The sequence below is a fragment of the Acidovorax soli genome (assembly GCF_014207955.1).
Taxonomy (GTDB): Bacteria; Pseudomonadota; Gammaproteobacteria; order Burkholderiales; family Burkholderiaceae_C; genus Acidovorax; species Acidovorax soli_A.
Genome location: NZ_JACHLK010000002.1, coordinates 82,114 through 101,031 on the forward strand (window position 1 = coordinate 82,114; position 18,918 = coordinate 101,031).

An 18,918-nucleotide genomic window follows, 5' to 3' on the forward strand; every position below is an offset into this window, starting at 1 on the left:
GTCACAGAGGGCGTGCAAGGCCCAAAAACAGGGCGTTTGCCGCTATGAATATTGATGCCTGGGCCGCTGGTGCGTGGATATACTGCCCCTTTTCCCGACTTTCCCCAAGAGCCCACCATGTCCATTTCCCGCCGCATTGCCACCCTGGGCCTCGGCCTGGCCGCCTCGTTCGGTGTCTCCCTGGCCGCCCATGCCCAGGCCCGCGAACTCACCGTGGCCTCCAGCGCGACCTATGCGCCCTTCGCGTTCGAGAACAAGGACAAGCAGATCGTTGGCTTCGACATCGACATCATCAACGCCATCGCCAAGCACCAGAACCTCAAGATCAAGGTCGTGAACACGCCCTGGAGCGGCATCTTCGCGGCCCTGAACAATGGCGACGTGGACCTGGTGATCTCCGGCGTGACCATCAACGACAAGCGCCGCCAGAGCTACGACTTCTCGGCCCCGTACTTCGCGGCCCACCAGCTCATCGCCGTGCCCAAGAACAGCACCGTGGCCTCGCTCAAGGACCTGGCCGGCAAGAAGATCGCCGTGGTGAACGCCTCCACGGCCGACGACGTGGCCTCGCGCGAATTCGGCAAGACCAATGCCAACATCCGCCGCTTCGAGAGCACGCCGCTCATCATCTCCGAGCTGGCCGGCGGCGGTGTGGATGCCGCCATCGGCGACAACGGCGTGATCGCCTACCGCGTGAGCCAGAATGCGGCGCTCAAGACGGTGGAAGACCCGTCCTTCCCCGAAGAAGGCTTCGGCATTGTGGTGAAGAAGGGCGACAAGGCCCTGCAGGACAAGCTCAACGCCGGCCTGGCCGCGGTACGTGCCGATGGCAGCTATGGCGAGATCTACAAGAAGTGGTTTGCCAAGGAATACAAGGCCCGTTGAGGCCTGGTTGGGTTTGAGTCACTTGCAGCGGCCGCCATGCGGCCGCTTTTTTTGTTTTCTGACGTGTGGGCGCGTGAGCGGCCGTGAGTGAAAGAGGGGAGAAAACCCATGGATCAACCCGAATTGTGGTTTGGCTGGTTCCGGCCGGACATCCTCGTGGAGTACCGCGAGCTGTTCTTCAAAGGCGCGTGGATGACGCTGTGCATGACGGTCATCTGCGTCACGCTGGGCGGCTCCTGGGGCCTGGTGCTGGCCCTGGCGCGGCTGGCGCAGGCGCGCCATGCGCCGTGGAACTGGGTGTGCCGCTTTCTGCTGCGCTGGCCGTCCACCGTGTATGTGAGCTTTTTCCGCGGCACGCCGCTGTTCGTGCAGATTTTGCTCATGCACTTTGCGGTGATGCCGCTGTTCATCCACCCAGTCTCGGGCCTGCTGGTCGATGGCGACCTGGCGCGCACGCTCAAGCAGGAGCATGGCGCGCTGATCTCGGGCATCGCGGCGCTCACGCTGAATTCGGCAGCCTATATCTCCGAGGTGTTCCGTGCGGGTATCCAGTCGATTGCGCGTGGGCAGTCCGATGCCGGGCGTTCGCTGGGCTTCACACCGCTGCAGGTGCTGCGCTACGTGGTGCTGCCCCAGGCCTTCCGGCGCATGCTGCCACCGCTGGGCAACAACATGATCGCACTGCTCAAGGACACGTCCCTGGTCTCGGCCATCGGCCTGGCCGAGATGGCCTATGCCGCGCGCACGGTGGCGGGCGCCTATGCGCGCTACTGGGAGCCTTACCTGGCCATCTCGCTGGCCTACTGGTGCATGACACTGGCGCTGACCACGGTGCTGCGCCGGCTGGAGTACCGGCTGGCGCGCAGCGACCGGAGTTAACCCAACTCTGAAAACCGCTGCAGCGGGGTGAGGGCAGGGAAGTCCCCCGCGCGCTTTTGCTTCATCGCCGTGACCGACTCGCGCACATGGCGGTTGCTCCAGATGGTGCCCTGCAGCCAGCCCATCTGGCGCAGGCTGTCTTCCACCGAGTGGTCGCGCGCATAGTTCACGGCCTGCTTGGTGCCCCAGATCGCCACGGGCGGCTTGCTGGCGATCTCCTGGGCGCATTCGAGCGCCGCGGCCACCATGGCCTCCTGGGTGTCGAAGACTTCGTTGACCAGGCCATAGGCCAGGGCCTTCTGGGCGGGCATGCGCCGGCCGGTGTAGGCCAGTTCCTTGACCACGCCCAGTGGCACGAGCTTGGGCAGGCGCTGCAGCGTGCCCACGTCGGCCACCATGCCGATGTTGATCTCCTGGATGCAGAAGAAGGCGTCGGCCGTGGCGTAGCGGATGCAGGCCGCCGTCACCATGTCCACCGCGCCGCCGATGCAGCCGCCGTGGATGGCCATGATTACCGGAATGCGCAGCTCCTCCAGCCGCGTGAAGGTGTGCTGCATGTCGGTCAGCAGGTCGAAGATGGCGGCCCGGCCTTCGGGGCTCTGGTCGTCCATGGTGATGGCGCCGCCAAAGGTCTCCAGTGCCATGCCTGCGCTGAAGTGCTTGCCCGTGCTGCTGATGACCAGGGCGCGTGCCTCCCCGCTGCGGTGCAGGTGCACCAGCACCTCGTCCAGCTCGCGCCAGAAGGTGGGGTGCATGGTGTTCATGGCTTCGGGCCGGTTCAGCACCAGGTGGGCCACATGGCCCGTGGTGGTCAGGGAAAAGCAGGTGAGGGTGGGAGCAGTGTTCATGGGCGAACACTGTAGGCCCCGGGCCCGCGCCGTCAAGGTCGCGTGTGCGACTGCGGGCGGGCGGCTGCGGGTTTGCCCGCATCTGCCGCGTGGCAGATGGGGCGGGGGGCGATCAGCCGTCAGTGGTTTCCGTGGCGTCTGCCAGCTCGGGCACAGGCAGGCGGCTGGCCAGGATCTTGTCGATGGTCTTGCCGTCCATGTCCACCACCTCAAGCTTCCAGCCTTCCCACTCCACGGTGTCTGTCACCTTGGGCAGGCGGCCGGTCAGCAGCATGATCATGCCGCTCAGCGTGTGGTAGCGGCCGCGCTCTTCCTCGGGCACGGCGTCCAGGTTCAAGCGGTCCTTGAGCTCGGGCACGGGGATGTGGCCGTCCAGCAGCCAGCTGCCGTCCTCGCGCTGCAGTGCCCACGAGGTCTCGGGGTCGCGCGGTTGGAATTCGCCGGTGATGGCCTCGATCAGGTCCTGCAGCGTGACGATGCCCTGCACCTCGCCGTACTCGTCGATCACGAAGGCCATGTGCACATCCGACAGGCGGAAGTTGTCGAGCAGTTCCATGCCGGTGATGGTTTCGGGCACGTACAGCGCCGTCTGCAGTGGCTGCTCGGCCAGGCTGTGCGCCTTGTCGCGGATGGTGCGCGACAGCCACTGGCGTGCGTTGAGCACGCCGCGGATGTTGTCCATGCCGCCACGCACCACGGGGAAGCGCGCGTGGTCCGACTCCTCGATGCGCTTCAAGTTCTCCTCGAAGCTCAGGTCCAGGTCCAGGCAGACCACGTCGCCGCGCGGCACCATGAGCGAGCCGATCTGGCGGTCGTCCAGGCGGAACACGTTGCGCACCATGGTGTGCTCGTGCGATTCGATCACGCCGGCCGTCGTGCCCTCCACCAGCATGGCGTGGATCTCTTCCTCGGTCACCGGGCTGCCGCTGGTTTCCTTCACGCCCAACAGGCGCAGCAGCGTGCGCGTGGAGGTGGACAGCAGCAGCACAAAGGGCTTGGTCGCCAGCGCCAGAAAGTTGATCGGGCGCGACACCAGGCGGGCAAAGGTTTCCGGGTAGGACTGGCCGATGCGCTTGGGCACGAGTTCGCCCACCACGATGGAGAAGTAGGTGATCAGCACCACCACCAGGCCCGTGGCGGCATAGTTGCCATAGGGTGCCGGTACGCCCAGCGCGGCCAGCCAAGCGGCGAGGGGGGCGGCCAGGGCCGCCTCACCGACGATACCGTTGAGCACGCCGATCGACGTGATGCCGATCTGGATGGTGGAGAGAAAGCGGGTGGGGTCTTCGCCCAGCTTCACAGCGGCGGCGGCGCCGCTATCGCCCTCATCAATCAGCTTTTGCAGCCGGGCCTTCCGTGCCGTGACCAGTGCGATCTCCGACATGGCGAACACGCCGTTCAAGAGGATGAGGGCGAACAGTATTGCGATTTCCATAGACAGGGAACAGGCAGTTCCCTTGAAGTTGAGAAGCTGCCCATTGTACGGGTGTGGTTATTGCCGGAGGGGCGAACGGATATTGGGCCCCGTATCTGGGCACTTGCAAGGACCGTGCTCAGTCCCCGCCTCCACCGCCGCAGCCACCACCTCCGCAACTGCCGCCGTCGCTCCCACCACCGTCGCTGCTGTCGCTGGAACTGCTCGATGAGGAGGAACTGTCTGCCCCCCCAAAGTCGCCCGAGCTGCCGCTGTGGCTGCCATCGGAGAAGCTGGTGCCGCAGTAGGTGCCGCTGCCATCGCCGCCTGCAGCGTTTTTGGCGAGGATGCTGCTGCAGTCGGGCACGTAGGTGAAGCCGCCGGCAATCGCCATCTTGGCGTCCAGCGCGAACAGCAGGGGCAGGCGGCTGGGGGCCTTGGGGTTGATGGCTTCTTCCTTGCAGGCCCAGAACCAGGCGCGGCGCAGGCCATCGTTGTTCCTGGCCTTGGCGCCCAGGGCCTCGGCAGGGGTGTGGTGCAAGAAGAAGCCCAGTGCGTTGTGGCACCAGGTCTTGTAGGCCTGCGTGTGCAGGATGAACTCGTGCCACAGCGTATCCACCGCCTTGGACGGCATGGCCACGAACTGCTTGCGGCTGCGCATGCAGGCCATGAAAAACTGGCGCAGCCCGCGCTCCACCAGCTCGCAATCCTTCTGCGACAGGTGGGGGTAGGTCTCGCGCAGCTTGCGCTTGAGGTAGGCGGGCAGCTTGGCCTCGCGGATGTAGCGCTCGCGCACCGAGCGCGTCCACTGCACCACCATGGCGGTCACCACCACCGTGCACACCAGGTAGACGCCCCAGCGCCAGTTGGGGTGCAGCAGCCCCGCAAAGGCCGCAATGAAGGCCAACACCCAGACGGCGACGGCCAGTTGCACCACGTTGCTGCCGTAGCGCACCAGCAGGTTGTCGATCTTGCCCATCGGTTTCCCCCTTTGTTATGTGTCTGTTTTCCGGGGTTGTACCTCTTTTTGGGGCAGTGGATGTGACTATTTTTTGACGCTGCTCAGCGCTTCCTTCCGCCGAACACGCTGCCGAGCACGCCGCGCAGGATCTCCTTGCCCAGCGTGGTGCCCATGGTGCGCACGGCCGACTTGGCCATGGTCTGGGCCAGGCCGTCGCGCTTGCCGCCGCGCGGGCCGGTGGAGCCAAAGAGCACGTCGTTCAGGCCGCCCAGCAGGCCGCCGCCTTCCTCGGCAGGGGCGGCCACGGTGCCACCCTTGCCGGCCGGAGCCTGCGCGCTGCCTGCATCGGCGGTGCGGCCCTTGAGCTTTTCGTAGGCCGACTCGCGGTCCACCATTTTCTCGTACACGCCGGCCACGAGCGAGCTGGCCATCAGCGCCTGGCGCTGCGGCGGCGTGATGGGGCCGAGCTGGCTGCCCGGCGGCAGGATGAACACGCGCTCGGTCACGCTGGGGCGGCCCTTGGCGTCGAGAAAGCTCACCAGCGCCTCGCCCACGGCCAGCTCGGTGATGGCGGTTTCGATGTCGAGGCCCGGCTTTTGCCGCATGGTGGTCGCCGTGGCCTTCACGGCCTTCTGGTCGCGCGGCGTGAAGGCGCGCAGCGCATGCTGCACGCGGTTGCCCAGCTGGGCCAGCACGCTGTCGGGAATATCGAGCGGGTTCTGCGTCACGAAATACACGCCCACGCCCTTGGAGCGCACCAGGCGCACCACCAGCTCAATGCGCTCGACCAGCACCTTGGGCGCCTCGTTGAACAAGAGGTGGGCCTCGTCGAAGAAGAACACCAGCTTGGGCTGCTCGGGGTCGCCGATCTCGGGCAGTTGCTCGAACAGCTCAGACAGCATCCACAACAGGAAGGTGGCATACAGGCGCGGCGCGTTCATGAGCTTGTCGGCCGCCAGGATGTTCACCACGCCGTGGCCGTCCACGGTCTGCATGAAGTCCTGGATGTTGAGCATGGGCTCGCCGAAGAACTGCGTGCCGCCCTGCTGCTCGATCTGCAGCAGCCCGCGCTGGATGGCGCCCACGCTGGCCGCGCTGACATTGCCGTATTCGGTCGTGAATTCCTTGCTGTTGTCGCCCACATACTGCAGCATGGCGCGCAGGTCCTTGAGGTCCAGCAGCAACAGGCCGTTGTCGTCGGCGATCTTGAACACCAGGTTGAGCACGCCCAGTTGCGTCTCGTTGAGGTTGAGCATGCGCCCCAGCAGCAGCGGGCCCATGTCCGACACCGTGGCGCGCACCGGGTGGCCCTGCTCGCCGAACACATCCCACAGCGTGGTGGGGCAGGCCAGCGGGGCGGGCAGGTCCAGGCCGCGTTCCTTGAGCGTGGCGGCCAGTTTCTCACCGATCTTGCCGGGCTGGCTGGCGCCCGTGAGGTCGCCCTTGACGTCGGCCATGAACACCGGCACGCCAATGCGCGAGAAATTCTCGGCCAGGGTCTGCAGCGTCACGGTCTTGCCGGTGCCCGTGGCCCCGGTGATGAGCCCGTGCCGGTTGGCCAGCCCTGGAAGCAGGTGGCATTCGGTCGTGTCGTGCTTGGCAATCAGGAGTGGTTCGGCCATGGTCGGATTCCGCATCGTTGTGGGTACTGATTCGATAGCATAGAGGACAAAAGAGAGGGGGGTTCCGTGATGGTGATCTGCGAGCACAAATGGGGAGCGGTTTTTCACGCTGTGCGACGAAGGTGGGTGGGCCTGCTGGTGACAGGCGTCTGCGGCTTTGCCGCCGGTGGCGTTGCGGCTGGCACGCTTGGACACGAGGGGCCACACCTGAACAGCATTGCCTACGTCGTGTCAAAGCCTGAGATCGTCTTTGCCGCGGGCGGGGGCGTCTTCCGGTCGACAGATGGCGGGGCCTCCTGGCTGGGATTGAAGGTGCCTCTGGGGATTGAGCGGGTGATGACCGACCCGCACGAGCCCGGGCGAGTCATTGCCTTGCACAATGGTCGATCTCCTGGGCCAGGGGATTATCTGGAATCCCTCGATGGGGGCGAGACATGGTCGTACAAGCGCATTGCGCCAAGGTCGCGAGATGTCGAAGGGCAATCCTCACCTCTGTTGGTCATGCACCCGTCACGGCCCAGTGTGTGGGTCGCCTATGGAATGGGCAGGCCGTGGGTGACGCTGAACGCGGGGGAGTCCTGGAAGGCTGGCCCCGAACTGATCCCCGCGCGGACCAGGGTGGGCCTTGCTGCCACGCGGGAGGCGTTCTATGTGCATTCATCGACGCAGATTTGGCGCTCGGAGGACGGCAAGGACTGGCAGTCGACAGGATTTCCAGAAGGCCAGGAGCTGTGGGCCATAGAGACCCTGTCGGGAGACCGCGTGGCGGTTGCATCCAGCCAGGGCTGGTGGCTGAGGTCCGCCGCCGGCGTCTGGGGGCCTGGGCCCTCATCCCCCAAGGGCTATTCCGTAAACTGGCTGGCCACCGATCAGGCAGGTCCCCACCCGGGTGCCATGGGTCGCGATTGCAGGCCCGTGCAGTCACCTGCCGACGCTGCGTACCTGGTCGCGAACTGTTCGGTTGGCAGTTCATTTTCGGTTCCGTCCAGTACCCGGTTTCAGAGCTTTGATTCCGGTGCGAGTTGGTCGCGTATCGGCGGGGAGGGGCTGCCCGAAGGTTGGTATCCAAGCGTGATCGCCCCGCACCCGCTCGATTCCGGGACCCTGCTCATGGCCTGGGCATCGGGCCGTATTTTCCGCTCGCACGACCATGGTGCGACGTGGGTGGCTGCCGATGCGGGAGTGCGCATTCCGCGTTCCGTGGAGTACATGGACCACGGGTCCATCGCTGCGATTCCGGTGCTGGAGTACCCGCGCGAGACCCGTCTCAACCAAGCGGTGATTGCCGACGATCTGGCGGCCGTTCGGCAACTTGCGGCGGCTGGCGCCGATCTGAACGAGCGCGGGCCTGCGGGGCTTTCGGCGGTGGAATGGGCGCTCATGCTCGGGGCACATGTCGACAGGCCCAGGCGAGGGGACACGATGTACTGGGTGCTGCGCGGACTGGGCGCTGCCGTGCCTTCTCAGGCGCATGTCAGCGCCAAACCTGTATGGCGTGCCGTGGAGCATGGCAAATTCGGCAGCGTTTTAGAAGAGCTGCTGAGATCCGGTTGGCGGCTGACCGCGAAGCTTGGGGGCGAGCAGGAAACCTTGTTGGGTGATCACGCGCACCACCGATGCCGTGGTGTCTGGGAGGGGGCGATTCCCAAGCCCTGTGCCTCGACGCTCGCGGGGCGGCCTCTGGATGCCTGGGTCGATTTGCATCTGTCCCGTGTTCCTCCTGGGGAAAGTGCACAACTGGTGTTGGATCTGGCGGCCTTGGGTCAGATGCCCTTGGCCCAGCGGGTGGCGTCCGTGGATGCCGGGCGCTACCGCGCTGGCAGCGACGTCGTGCGGCTGCTGCAGGAACTCCCCATCCAGGCATCTTCGCTGCGCCGCCAGATTCTTGTTGCTTACCGAGGGCGCTATGGCGATGTGGGCACGGGGGGCGCACTGTATCGGGGACTGAAAGAGGAATACCGAACCGGAGACTGGGTGCCTGACGTGCTGCGGCATGATCGCAGCACCATCGATCCAGAGAGTGCCGAGATCCTCGTTCATGCGTTGCTTGGGTCGCTGAACCGGCCCGACTGGGTGCAGGCGATGTGGGCCGGCAAGGCGGGGCCCCGGCTCACCCGCGATGGCCGGCAGGCAGTTCTGGTTTCGGTGGTGCTCAGTTGTGATGAAGCTTTGGTGGCTGCGGCTGCAAAGGCGGGATTGCCATTGGCCAGCGCCCGCTTCGACGCAGGTGAAAGCCCGATGAGGGCCGCGCTCGGCAAATGCACTGAGTGGGATCCAGCCTGGCTGGACCCTCACCTGTACCAACTGCACCGGGCGGGGCTGCGCTTGCGTGCGTATGAGTTGTGGGATCTTTCGCCAGATGAGGCTGCGGCCCTGCGCCGGTTCCCAGGACGGGCCGACTACAGGATCCTGGGCGCCTGCGCGGCGGCAAAGTCTGACGAACGGATCGCACCGGCTGACGAACCCGGTGCCGCATGGGCTCCCCTGGGCCTGTCGTTGCCAGATGGTCCCCGTCGCTCGGACGCGTCGCTTCGGTGCCTCCCAGTGGGCGCCGGCGCGGGGGTGGGGCTGCAACTGGCACCGCCGCAACCAAGCGGGCATGTCCTGGTCCAGGATGTTGTCACCGGCTACCCCGCGGACCTGTCTGGTATCCGCTCAGGCGACATGATCGTTGCAGTGGACGGCATCTCCACCCGAGGGATGCCGTGGCGCCAGATACCCCTGCGTCTCCAGGGTAAAGCCGGCTCCAGGGTGGCTGTGACAGTAGTGCGGGAGGACGGCCGGCGGGCGACCCACCGCCTGTTTCGACAAACCCTCCCCGACAAGCCGCCGATGGCCATCTCCGAAAAGTAAAATCCCCCCAACAGACTCCATATCCATACAAAAAGGACTTCCCGTGGCAGGACACAGTAAATGGGCGAACATCCAGCACCGCAAGGGGCGGCAGGATGAGAAACGCGGCAAGATCTGGACCCGCATCATTCGCGAAATCACCGTGGCGGCGCGTGCCGGTGGCGGCGACCTGTCGGCCAACCCGCGCCTGCGCCTGGCGGTGGACAAGGCCAAGGCCGCCAACATGCCGGCCGACCGTATCAAGTACAACATCGACAAGGCCACGGGCAATGCAGAAGGCCTGACCTACGAAGAAATCCGTTACGAGGGCTATGGCATCGGCGGTGCGGCGGTCATGATCGACACCATGACGGACAATCGCGTGCGCACGGTGGCCGAAGTGCGCCACGCGTTCAGCAAGCATGGCGGCAACATGGGCACCGAAGGCTCGGTGGTGTTCCAGTTCAAGCACTGTGGCCAACTGATCTATGCCCCGGGCACCAGCGAGGACAAGGTCATGGAAGTGGCGCTCGAAGCCGGCGCCGAAGACGTGGTGACCGATGAGGATGGCGCCATCGAGGTGCTCACGGCCCCGGCCGACTTCGAGGTCGTGAAGAACGCCCTGGAGGCTGCGGGCCTGGTGCCCGAGGTGTCCGGTGTCACCATGCGCGCCGAAAACACCATCGAGCTGGAGGGCGAGGACGCCGCCCGGATGCAAAAGCTGCTCGATATCCTGGAAGACCTGGACGATGTCCAGGAGGTCTACCACAACGCCGCGCTCTGAAGCGTGGCCCCCCGATGGAAGAAATCACAACACTGTCTCTGTAACAGGCGTCTTGACCCGTTGGAGACAGGTTCTAATAGGCCGGTATGAAGGTTCTTGTAATTGGTGGCGGCGGCCGTGAACACGCAATGGCCTGGAAGCTCAGCCAGTCGCCCAAGGTCACGAAGGTGTACGTGGCGCCGGGCAACGGCGGAACGGCCCTGAACTCCAAACTGGAGAATGTCGCCATCACCGACGTGCGCGAACTGCGCAAGTGGGCGCTGGCCGAGAAGATCGCCCTGTCGGTGGTGGGCCCCGAGGCGCCGCTGGCTGCCGGTGTGGTTGATGAATTCCGTGCGCACGGCCTGCGCGTGTTCGGTCCGACCCAGGCCGCTGCCCAGCTCGAAAGCTCCAAGGCCTTCTCCAAGGCCTTCATGCGCCGCCATGGCATCCCCACGGCAGACTACGACACCTTCACCGACCCGGCAGCAGCCCACGCCTTTGTGGACCGCCTGGGTGCGCCCATCGTCATCAAGGCCGACGGCCTGGCGGCCGGCAAGGGTGTGGTCGTGGCCATGACGCTCAAGGAAGCCCACGATGCCGTGGACTTCATGCTGGTCGACAACAAGTACGGCGTGGCCCACAACGAAGGTGGCGCCCGCGTGGTGATCGAGGCCTTCCTCGAAGGCGAGGAAGCCTCCTTCATCGTGCTGTGCGATGGCAAGAACGTGCTGGCACTGGCCACCAGCCAGGACCACAAGCGCCTGAAGGACGGCGACGAAGGCCCCAACACCGGCGGCATGGGCGCGTATTCGCCCGCGCCCGTGGTCACGGCCGACGTGCACGCCCGCGCCATGCGCGAGATCATCCTGCCCACCATCCGCGGCATGGAAAAGGACGGCATCCCCTACACCGGCTTCCTGTACGCCGGCCTGATGATCGACGCCAAGGGCCACCCCAAGACGCTCGAATTCAACTGCCGCATGGGCGATCCCGAGACCCAGCCCATCCTGATGCGCCTCAAGAGCGACCTGGCCGACGTGCTGGGCGCCGGCGTGGACGGCAAGCTCGACCAGATCGAACTGCAATGGGACCGCCGCACCGCGCTGGGCGTGGTCATGGCCGCCCACGGCTACCCCGAGAACCCGCGCAAGGGCGATCCCATCACCGGCCTGCCGGCCGATGCGGACGACGCCGTGGTCTTCCATGCGGGCACGGCCCTGAAGGACGGCGTGGTCAGCGTCACGGGCGGCCGCGTGTTGTGCGTGACCGTGCTGGCCGACAGCGTCAAGCAGGCGCAGCAGCGCGCCTACGACGTGGCGCGCAACATCCAGTTCGACGGCGCGCAGTACCGCCGCGACATCGGCTTCAGGGCCATCAAAGCCTGATGGCCTTGGCCCCATCGCTTAACGCCGCCGACACGGTGGCGCGTGTGCGCAGCTACCTGCAGGGGCTGCAGTTGCGCATCACCGACGCCCTGGAGGCCGTGGAAGGCGAGGGCGGGGCCCGCTTCCTGGCCGATGCCTGGCGCAAGGAGCCCGGCGAGACGCTGCAAGGCGATGGTGTGACGCGCATCCTGGAAGGTGGGCGTGTGTTCGAGCGCGCAGGTTGTGGCTTCTCGCACGTGCGCGGGCCGCAACTGCCGCCATCGGCCACGCAGCACCGGCCCGAGCTGGCGGGGGCGCCCTTCGAGGCCATGGGCGTGTCGCTGGTCTTCCACCCGAAGAACCCCTATGTGCCCACGGTGCACATGAACGTGCGCATGATTGCCGCGGGCCACCCCGGCCAGGCGCCGACCTGCTGGTTCGGCGGTGGCATGGACCTCACGCCGTACTACGCCTTCGAGGAGGATGCGGTGCACTTCCACCGCAGCTGCCGCGATGCGCTGGCGCCGTTCGGCGACGACAAGTACCCCCGCTTCAAGCAGTGGTGCGATGAGTATTTCTTCCTCAAGCACCGCAATGAGCAGCGCGGCGTGGGCGGGGTGTTCTTCGATGACTTCTCGGAGCTGGGTTTCGAGCAGAGCCTGGCCATGACGCAGGCGGTGGGCGATGCCTTCCTCTCGGCCTACCTGCCCATCGTCGAGCAGCGCCAGGGTGCGCCCTATGGCGAGCGCGAGCGCGACTTCCAGCTCTACCGCCGTGGCCGCTATGTGGAGTTCAACCTGGTCTGGGACCGGGGCACGCATTTCGGGCTGCAGTCGGGTGGGCGCACCGAGTCCATCCTCTTGTCCATGCCGCCCCTGGTGTCCTGGTCGTACCAGCGCCAGCACGGGGCGGGCTCGGCCGAGGCCGCGCTCACCGAGCGCTTCCTGGTGCGGCGCGACTGGCTTGCCGGCATCGCCTGAAACGGCCATTGTTTCCAAAAAGCTATAATTTCAATAGCTGCCCGCGCTCTGGACGCCAGCAGCAGAGGTTGCAAACACCTCCCGTTGCCTGAGCGCCACCGCGCAACACCTGAGGCCCAGCCCACTGGCTGCACGCCGCGTTGCGCGCTATATTGATTCCATCCCTTATAAATCACCGCCTGATGACCACATCCACCAAATCGGAAACCGCCGCCAAGAAAGACGTCACCAAACTCCAGCGCGCCATCGTCGATGGCCTGGAAGACGTCAAGGCGCAAGACATCCAGGTCTTCAACACCGAGCATCTCTCGCCGCTGTTTGAACGGGTCATCGTGGCATCGGGCACTTCCAACCGCCAGACCAAGGCGCTGGCTGCCAGCGTGCGCGATGCGGTGAAGGACGCCGGTTTCGCCAAGCCACGCATCGAAGGCGAGGACAACGGCGAGTGGATCATCGTGGACTGCGGCGCCGCAGTGGCGCACATCATGCAGCCCGCCATCCGCCAGTACTACCGCCTGGAAGAACTGTGGGGCGAAGTGCCCGTGCGCATGAAGCTCGGCGCCGCCAAGCCGGCAGTGGCTGCTTCCGCTGCGGCCGAGAAGAAAAAGAAGCCGGTCGGCAAGACGGCGAAGCCTGCCGAGGCCGCTGCGGCCCCGGCCGCGAAGAAGGCTGCGCCGGCCAAGAAGGCCGCAGCCAAGGCACCCGCCAAGCCTGCCGCTGGTGCTGCTGCCAAGAAGCCGGCCGCCAAGAAGGCGCCGATCAAGACCATCGTGGTCAAGCCCTCGACCCCGCGCAAGCCGGCCGCCAAGGCTGCTGGCAAGACGGCGGTGGCCAAGCCCGCTGCGGCCAAGAAGGCGCCTGCCAAGAAGGCCCCGGGCCGCAGCAAGTAAGCAGGCCAGTGCAGGGCGCACGAGCGCCCCTGGCTTTTTTGAACCACTGCCATTGCCATGAAGCTGTTGATCGTGGCCGTGGGCCAGCGCGTGCCCGACTGGGCGCAGACCGCCTACGACGACTATGCCAAGCGCTTTCCGCCCGAGCTCAAGGTCGAGCTCAAGGCGGTGAAGACCGAGCCGCGCGGCTCCAAGACCCTGGAGACGCTGTACGCCGCCGAGCGCGAGCGCATCGAAGCCGCCATTCCGCGCGGCACCCGCGTGGTGGCGCTCGACGAGCGCGGCACCAACCTCACCACCAAGGCCCTGGCCGAAAGGCTCAAGGGCTGGCAATTGGGCGGGGACGATGTGGCCCTCATCATCGGCGGCCCCGACGGGCTGGACCCGGCGTTTCGCCAGGCCGCGCACGAGCGCATCCGCCTGTCCGATCTGACCCTGCCGCACGCCATGGTGCGGGTGCTGCTCATCGAGCAGCTGTACCGCGCCTGGTCGGTGAACGCAGGCCACCCTTACCACCGCGAATAGTGCCTGATTGGCGCCCGATGGCGTAGCAAACGGTAAGAGGCGCGTGGGATCGTGTGCCGGTTCTTGGTTATGCTCCATGCACCATGCCGGACTTCATCTACCTCGCCTCCCAAAGCCCCCGCCGCCGCCAGTTGCTCGACCAGTTGGGTGTGCGCCATGAGCTGCTCGTACCCAATGTGGACGGCGACACGGGCGAGGATGCCGAGGCCATCGAAGAGGTGCTCCCCGGCGAGGTGCCCACGGCCTATGTGCAGCGCGTGACCGGGCTCAAGCTCGACGCCGCCATGGCGCGCCGCGCGCGCCGGGGGCTGCCCGAGGCACCCATCCTGTGCTCCGACACCACGGTGGCCCTGGGCCGTGCCATCTATGGCAAGCCCGACGATGCCGCGCACGCCGCGCGCATGCTGAGCGAGCTCGCGGGGCGCACACACCGCGTGCTCACCGCCGTGGCGCTGCAGATGGGGACGCGCCGCGTGGCGGCCCTGTCGGTGTCGCGGGTGACGTTTGCGGCACTCACGCCGCAGCAGGTCGATGACTACGTGGCCACTGGCGAACCCCTGGGCAAGGCCGGCGCCTATGGCGTGCAAGGCAGGGCGGCAGCCTTCATTCCTCAGCTGAGCGGCAGTTATTCGGGCATCATGGGCCTGCCAATGTACGAAACCGCGCAATTGCTGCGCGCTGCCGGCTTTGCCGTTTGAAGAACAACAAAAAGCGTTGACGACCATGCAACAAGACATCCTCATCAACTGGTCGCCCCAGGAGACACGCGTCGCCATCGTCGAGCACGGTGCCGTGCAGGAGCTGCACATCGAGCGCACGCTGGAGCGTGGGCTGGTGGGCAACGTTTACCTGGGCAAGGTTTCGCGCGTGCTGCCAGGCATGCAATCGGCCTTCATCGACATCGGTCTGGAGCGCGCCGCTTTTTTGCACGTGGCCGACGTCTGGCAGCGCCAGCCCGACGGCGAGCCACCCGCGTTCGCGCGCAAGGGCGAGCCGCCGGTGCCCATCGAAAAGCAGGTGTTCGAGGGCCAGTCGCTCATGGTGCAGGTCATCAAGGACCCGATTGGCACCAAGGGCGCGCGCCTGTCCACACAGATCAGCATCGCGGGGCGCCTGCTGGTGTTCCTGCCGCAGGACGACCATGTGGGCGTGTCGCAGAAAATCCCTTCGGCCGAGCGCGATGCCCTGCGCGCCCGCCTGCAGGCCCTGGTGGGCGACAAGGCCTCGGGCGGTGGCGGCGGCTTCATCCTGCGCACCAATGGCGAGGACTCGACCGACGCCGAGCTGGCCGAAGACATCGCCTACCTGCGCAAGACCTGGGCGCGCATCAAGGAGGCCTCGCTCAAGCTGCCGCCCATGTCGTTGCTGCACCAGGACCTCGACCTGCTGCAGCGCGTGCTGCGCGACCTGGTGGGTGACCATACGCAGACCATCCGCCTTGACTCGCTGGAGCAGTTCCAGCGCCTGCGCGCCTTCGGGCAGGAATTCATGCCCGCCGCCGCGCCCAAGCTGCAGCACTACAAGGGCGAGCGGCCGATCTTCGACCTGTACTCCATCGACGAAGAGGTGGCCAAGGCCCTGGGCCGCCGCGTGGACCTCAAGTCGGGCGGCTACCTCATCGTGGACCAGACCGAGGCGCTCACCACCATCGATGTGAACACCGGCGGCTATGTGGGCGCGCGCAACTTCGACGACACCATCTTCAAGACCAACCTGGAGGCTGCCCAGGCCATCGCCCGCCAGCTGCGCCTGCGCAACCTGGGGGGCATCATCATCGTGGACTTCATCGACATGGTGCAGGTGGGCCACCAGGAGGCCGTGCTCAGCGAGTTTCGAAAGCAACTCGGGCGCGACCGCGTGAAGACCATGGCCGGCGGCTTCTCGCAGCTGGGCCTGGTGGAGATGACGCGCAAGCGCACCCGGGAATCCCTGGCCCACATGCTGTGCGAGCCCTGCGAGGCCTGCCAGGGCAAGGGCAGCGTGAAGACCGCACGCAGCGTGTGCTACGACATCCTGCGCGAGATCCTGCGCGAGGCGCGCCAGTTCAACCCGCGCGAGTTCCGCGTGGTCGCCTCGGCGCGCGTGGTGGAGCTGTTCCTCGACGAGGAAAGCCAGCACCTGGCAGGCCTGTCGGACTTCATCCGCAAGCCCATCTCGCTGCAGGCCGAGAGCGCCATGGGGCAGGAGCAGTACGACATCGTGCTGCTGTGAGCGCAGGGGGGCGCGGACCAGCATCCGCTCCTGTTCCTTCGCTGCTGAACGGTCTTGCCAGGGACTCGCGGGCCGGGTGGCCCGTGAACCATCACAACAATCAGGGAGTCGTCGTCATGCCAGTGTTGCGCATCGGAATCTTGGTGCTTGTTCTTGGGTTGGTCGCATGCAGGCACCGCGTGCCGCAGACGGTCTCCCGCATGCCCCCTGCGCCCGCAACGCCGACGTCCCCCGCCGCGGCCCCGAAACCCTCGGTGCAAAGCCAGCTCGAAGCGCTGCGGCGCATGCATGCCGACGGATTGATCACCCAGCAGGAGTACGACAGCAAGCGCAAGAAAGCCCTGGAAGGACTTTGACCGTCTGCTATATCTCCTCGACGATCTTCTTTCGCTTGTCTTCGTACTCTTCCGGGGTGATGAGCTTGCTGTCGAGCAGGTTCTTCAATTGGCGCAGGCGCGCCTCTGCCGATGAAGGCGTGGTGTTGGCGCTGACCGCAGGGGCTTGCATGCGGGCGGCCACCGGTTGCGTGCCCGCAGGGGCTGCCACGAACGCCGGAAGCTCAGGCAGTTTGCCCTGGATACTGGGCCGGGTGACCATGGCAGAGAGCGAGGCGACCGTCTGGCGCCCCCAGGCTTCTGCGGCAGACGCAGAGCTTGTGTCTCCAGCGAAGTACACATTGAGCCTGAAATAGTCGCCCTGGTGGTGCTTGGTGTAGAACACCCGCAGCATCGAGCTGGGGAGCACGTACCCATTGTCTTGGGCCCAGCGCACGAGCTCCTTGTGGGTGGAGCTGGCGGCATCGAAAGTGCCTGCGGCCTGGTTGGCAACGACAAAGCACTCGGGCATGTTCACGGTCTGCTTGAGCGTGCTTTTGACAATGAAGGACGTCTCTTCCTTGCACGGATCATCTCTCCACCGCGTGACGTAGTAAAAACTGCGTGCGGGCGCTCTGAAGACGACGATGGCTGAGAGAGTCTTGTCGCGGATCTGAACAGCGGCAAACCGGTGCCGCGGTGGGGAATCTGAATTGGTCTGGATTCGACCGTTCTCCTCCGTCTTGGCGGCCAGGATCCATTCGCCTGCGGGGAGCTGCATCGACAATTTGCCGATGGTCAGCGTGTGGTCGGCAATCGGCTGCCCCACCACTGCATCCTTGAATTCGATGGCGTGTGCTGTGGAAAACTGAGCAGCCAGTACGATGGCAGCACCGAAGGCAAGACGGGGGTTTTTCATGCGGGCAAGTCTACCGCCAGACCCTGCGATGGCCTTTGCCGATCTTCAAGGAGACAACGATGTGGGTCTGCATTCACCCGGAGTACCGCCCATGGCCCTGATCGAACAACGCCTCGCGCAACTCGGGCTTCGCCTGCCGGCGCCGATCCAGCCCCCGCCGGGCGTCACCCTGCCGTTTGCCTTCGTGCAGATCCAGGGCACGCGGGTGCTGTTCTCCGGCCATGGGCCGTTGAACGACGATGGCTCGGTGGTTGGGCCGCTGGGCAAGCTGGGCCAGGACCTGAGCGTCGAGCAGGGCTATGCGCAGGCGCAGAGGGTGGCGCTGTCGGTGCTGGGGAGCCTGAAGCGGGCCATCGGCGATCTGGACCGGATAGCGGCCTGGACACGCGTCTTCGGCATGGTGAACTGCACGCCCGACTTCACGGCGCAGCCCGCGGTCATCAACGGCTTTTCACACCTCATCCTGGAGCTGTATGGCCAGGAGCGGGGCATGCACACGCGCAGTGCAGTGGGCATGGCGGCGTTGCCCTTCAACATCCCGGTCGAGATCGAAGGGGAGGTGCTGCTGCATGGCTGATGGACGTGGATCAGGGTGCGCCATCTGCCGCAATCCACATCCATGACCGAGCGCCTGTTCCTGCGCCTCGATGGGGACGCTTCGCACGGTCCCGAGACGACGGTACCGGCCCATACGCTGCGCTCCTTTGCCGCTGGCGAGCGGCTGGCGGGGCATGTCGCGCAGATCCTGGTGTACCGGGAGACCTTTTCCGATGGCGCCGAGGTGACCGAACGCGTGCTGCCCGACGGTGCCGTGGGTCTGGCGATCCACTTCGCTGACGGTACGCCAGGCGAGCACCAGGGCGGTGTGGCCATGGGGGCCGCGACGGCCCCCGTGCAGCTGCGCTGGCGCCGCAGCCGTGTGCACAGCTTCTCGGTGGCGCTGCGCCCGGGCGCGGCGTCGGCCTTGCTCGGGGTGCCGGCCGGGGAATTGCAGGGCATGGCGGTACCGCTGGAGGCGCTGTGGGGCCGGGCCTTCACGCAGTTGCGCGAGCGCATGGCCGAACAGCCGGACGACGCAGCGCGGGTGAGCGTGCTGCGGGCGGCGCTGGAGCAGCGCCTTGCGCGCGCCGCGCGGGCCGCCGACCCCTGCGCCGTGCAGGCCGCAGCATTGCTGAGCGCCTCGGCGGGCCGGATGAAGCCACGGGAGGCCGCTGGCGCAGTGGGCCTGGGCGAGCGGCGCCTGCAGCAGATTTTCCGTGCCGAGATTGGAATGGCGCCCAAGGCCTGGAGCCGGATCGCGCGCCTGCACGCCTGCCTGCGCGCCTTGCGCAGCAGGGAGCCGGTGCCGTCCTGGGCTGCACTGGCAGTGGATGGCGGCTTCTACGACCAGGCCCACCTGGCCAACGAGTTCCGCGCGCTCTGCGGGATGTCGCCCACCGAATTCCTGGCACGTCGCGTCCCCGCTTCGCATTCTTCCAAGACCTGACCGTCAATGGGCAGTACTGTCG

Annotated in this window: 18 protein-coding genes; 13 read left to right on the forward strand and 5 right to left on the reverse strand. The window is 66.1% G+C overall.

Annotated features, from left to right (window positions below; translation table 11 throughout):
* Positions 1-117 precede the first annotated feature (117 nt).
* A complete protein-coding gene (locus HNP48_RS04875; protein WP_184855767.1) occupies positions 118-885 on the forward strand; it encodes a basic amino acid ABC transporter substrate-binding protein in 768 nt (255 codons plus the stop codon).
* Positions 886-993: 108 nt separating this feature from the next.
* Positions 994-1,764 (forward strand): amino acid ABC transporter permease, encoded by a 771-nt coding sequence (locus tag HNP48_RS04880; protein ID WP_184855768.1) that lies wholly within the window; start codon positions 994-996, stop codon positions 1,762-1,764.
* On the opposite strand, the gene HNP48_RS04885 is transcribed toward HNP48_RS04880, so the two are convergent.
* The 4 genes from HNP48_RS04885 to HNP48_RS04900 form a co-directional block, all read right to left on the reverse strand.
* Positions 1,761-2,612 (reverse strand): enoyl-CoA hydratase-related protein, encoded by an 852-nt coding sequence (locus tag HNP48_RS04885; protein WP_184855769.1) that lies wholly within the window; start codon positions 2,610-2,612, stop codon positions 1,761-1,763. The genes HNP48_RS04880 and HNP48_RS04885 overlap by 4 nt on opposite strands.
* Before the next feature lie 112 nt (positions 2,613-2,724).
* Positions 2,725-4,047: a hemolysin family protein gene (locus tag HNP48_RS04890; protein WP_184855770.1), complete on the reverse strand. Its 1,323-nt coding sequence runs from the start codon at positions 4,045-4,047 to the stop codon at positions 2,725-2,727.
* Between the two features lie 118 nt (positions 4,048-4,165).
* Entirely contained in the window at positions 4,166-5,005 is an 840-nt protein-coding gene (locus HNP48_RS04895; RefSeq protein ID WP_184855771.1) for a hypothetical protein, read from the reverse strand.
* An 83-nt stretch (positions 5,006-5,088) separates the two neighbouring features.
* Positions 5,089-6,609, reverse strand: coding sequence for a helicase HerA-like domain-containing protein (locus tag HNP48_RS04900; RefSeq protein WP_184855772.1), 1,521 nt, complete (start codon positions 6,607-6,609; stop codon positions 5,089-5,091).
* A gap of 69 nt (positions 6,610-6,678) precedes the next feature.
* Here HNP48_RS04900 and HNP48_RS04905 point away from each other — a divergent pair, with 69 nt between their 5' ends.
* From HNP48_RS04905 to HNP48_RS35645, 9 genes are all read left to right on the forward strand, one after another.
* Positions 6,679-9,462, forward strand: a complete 2,784-nt coding sequence (locus HNP48_RS04905; protein ID WP_260420144.1) for a PDZ domain-containing protein — start codon at positions 6,679-6,681, stop codon at positions 9,460-9,462.
* Between the two features lie 43 nt (positions 9,463-9,505).
* Positions 9,506-10,225: a YebC/PmpR family DNA-binding transcriptional regulator gene (locus HNP48_RS04910; RefSeq protein WP_184855774.1), complete on the forward strand. Its 720-nt coding sequence runs from the start codon at positions 9,506-9,508 to the stop codon at positions 10,223-10,225.
* Positions 10,226-10,311: 86 nt separating this feature from the next.
* Positions 10,312-11,592 carry a phosphoribosylamine--glycine ligase gene (gene purD / locus HNP48_RS04915; protein WP_184855775.1) on the forward strand — a complete coding sequence of 427 codons (1,281 nt, stop codon included), beginning with the start codon at positions 10,312-10,314 and terminating at the stop codon, positions 11,590-11,592.
* Positions 11,592-12,551: an oxygen-dependent coproporphyrinogen oxidase gene (gene hemF, locus HNP48_RS04920; protein WP_184855776.1), complete on the forward strand. Its 960-nt coding sequence runs from the start codon at positions 11,592-11,594 to the stop codon at positions 12,549-12,551. Before purD ends, hemF begins: the two co-directional genes overlap by 1 nt.
* A gap of 182 nt (positions 12,552-12,733) precedes the next feature.
* Positions 12,734-13,441: a ribosome silencing factor gene (rsfS, locus tag HNP48_RS04925; protein ID WP_184855777.1), complete on the forward strand. Its 708-nt coding sequence runs from the start codon at positions 12,734-12,736 to the stop codon at positions 13,439-13,441.
* A gap of 57 nt (positions 13,442-13,498) precedes the next feature.
* Positions 13,499-13,966: a 23S rRNA (pseudouridine(1915)-N(3))-methyltransferase RlmH gene (gene rlmH / locus HNP48_RS04930; RefSeq protein ID WP_184855778.1), complete on the forward strand. Its 468-nt coding sequence runs from the start codon at positions 13,499-13,501 to the stop codon at positions 13,964-13,966.
* 83 nt (positions 13,967-14,049) lie between these two features.
* Complete coding sequence (locus HNP48_RS04935; protein WP_184855779.1) at positions 14,050-14,664, forward strand: nucleoside triphosphate pyrophosphatase; 615 nt, start codon at positions 14,050-14,052, stop codon at positions 14,662-14,664.
* A gap of 25 nt (positions 14,665-14,689) precedes the next feature.
* The gene (gene rng / locus HNP48_RS04940; protein WP_184855780.1) at positions 14,690-16,177 is read left to right on the forward strand and encodes a ribonuclease G; all 1,488 of its coding nucleotides are present in this window, start codon (positions 14,690-14,692) and stop codon (positions 16,175-16,177) included.
* Between the two features lie 83 nt (positions 16,178-16,260).
* A complete protein-coding gene (locus tag HNP48_RS35645; protein ID WP_184855781.1) occupies positions 16,261-16,533 on the forward strand; it encodes an SHOCT domain-containing protein in 273 nt (90 codons plus the stop codon).
* 7 nt (positions 16,534-16,540) lie between these two features.
* Here the strand turns inward: HNP48_RS35645 and HNP48_RS04950 are convergent, their stop codons facing one another.
* The gene (locus tag HNP48_RS04950; RefSeq protein WP_184855782.1) at positions 16,541-17,410 is read right to left on the reverse strand and encodes an SHOCT domain-containing protein; all 870 of its coding nucleotides are present in this window, start codon (positions 17,408-17,410) and stop codon (positions 16,541-16,543) included.
* A gap of 91 nt (positions 17,411-17,501) precedes the next feature.
* Between HNP48_RS04950 and HNP48_RS04955 the strand changes: the two genes are divergently transcribed.
* Positions 17,502-17,987, forward strand: coding sequence for a RidA family protein (locus HNP48_RS04955; RefSeq protein WP_184855783.1), 486 nt, complete (start codon positions 17,502-17,504; stop codon positions 17,985-17,987).
* 42 nt (positions 17,988-18,029) lie between these two features.
* On the forward strand, positions 18,030-18,896 hold the full coding sequence (locus HNP48_RS04960; protein WP_184855784.1) for an AraC family transcriptional regulator: 867 nt from the start codon (positions 18,030-18,032) through the stop codon (positions 18,894-18,896).
* Positions 18,897-18,918 lie beyond the last annotated feature (22 nt).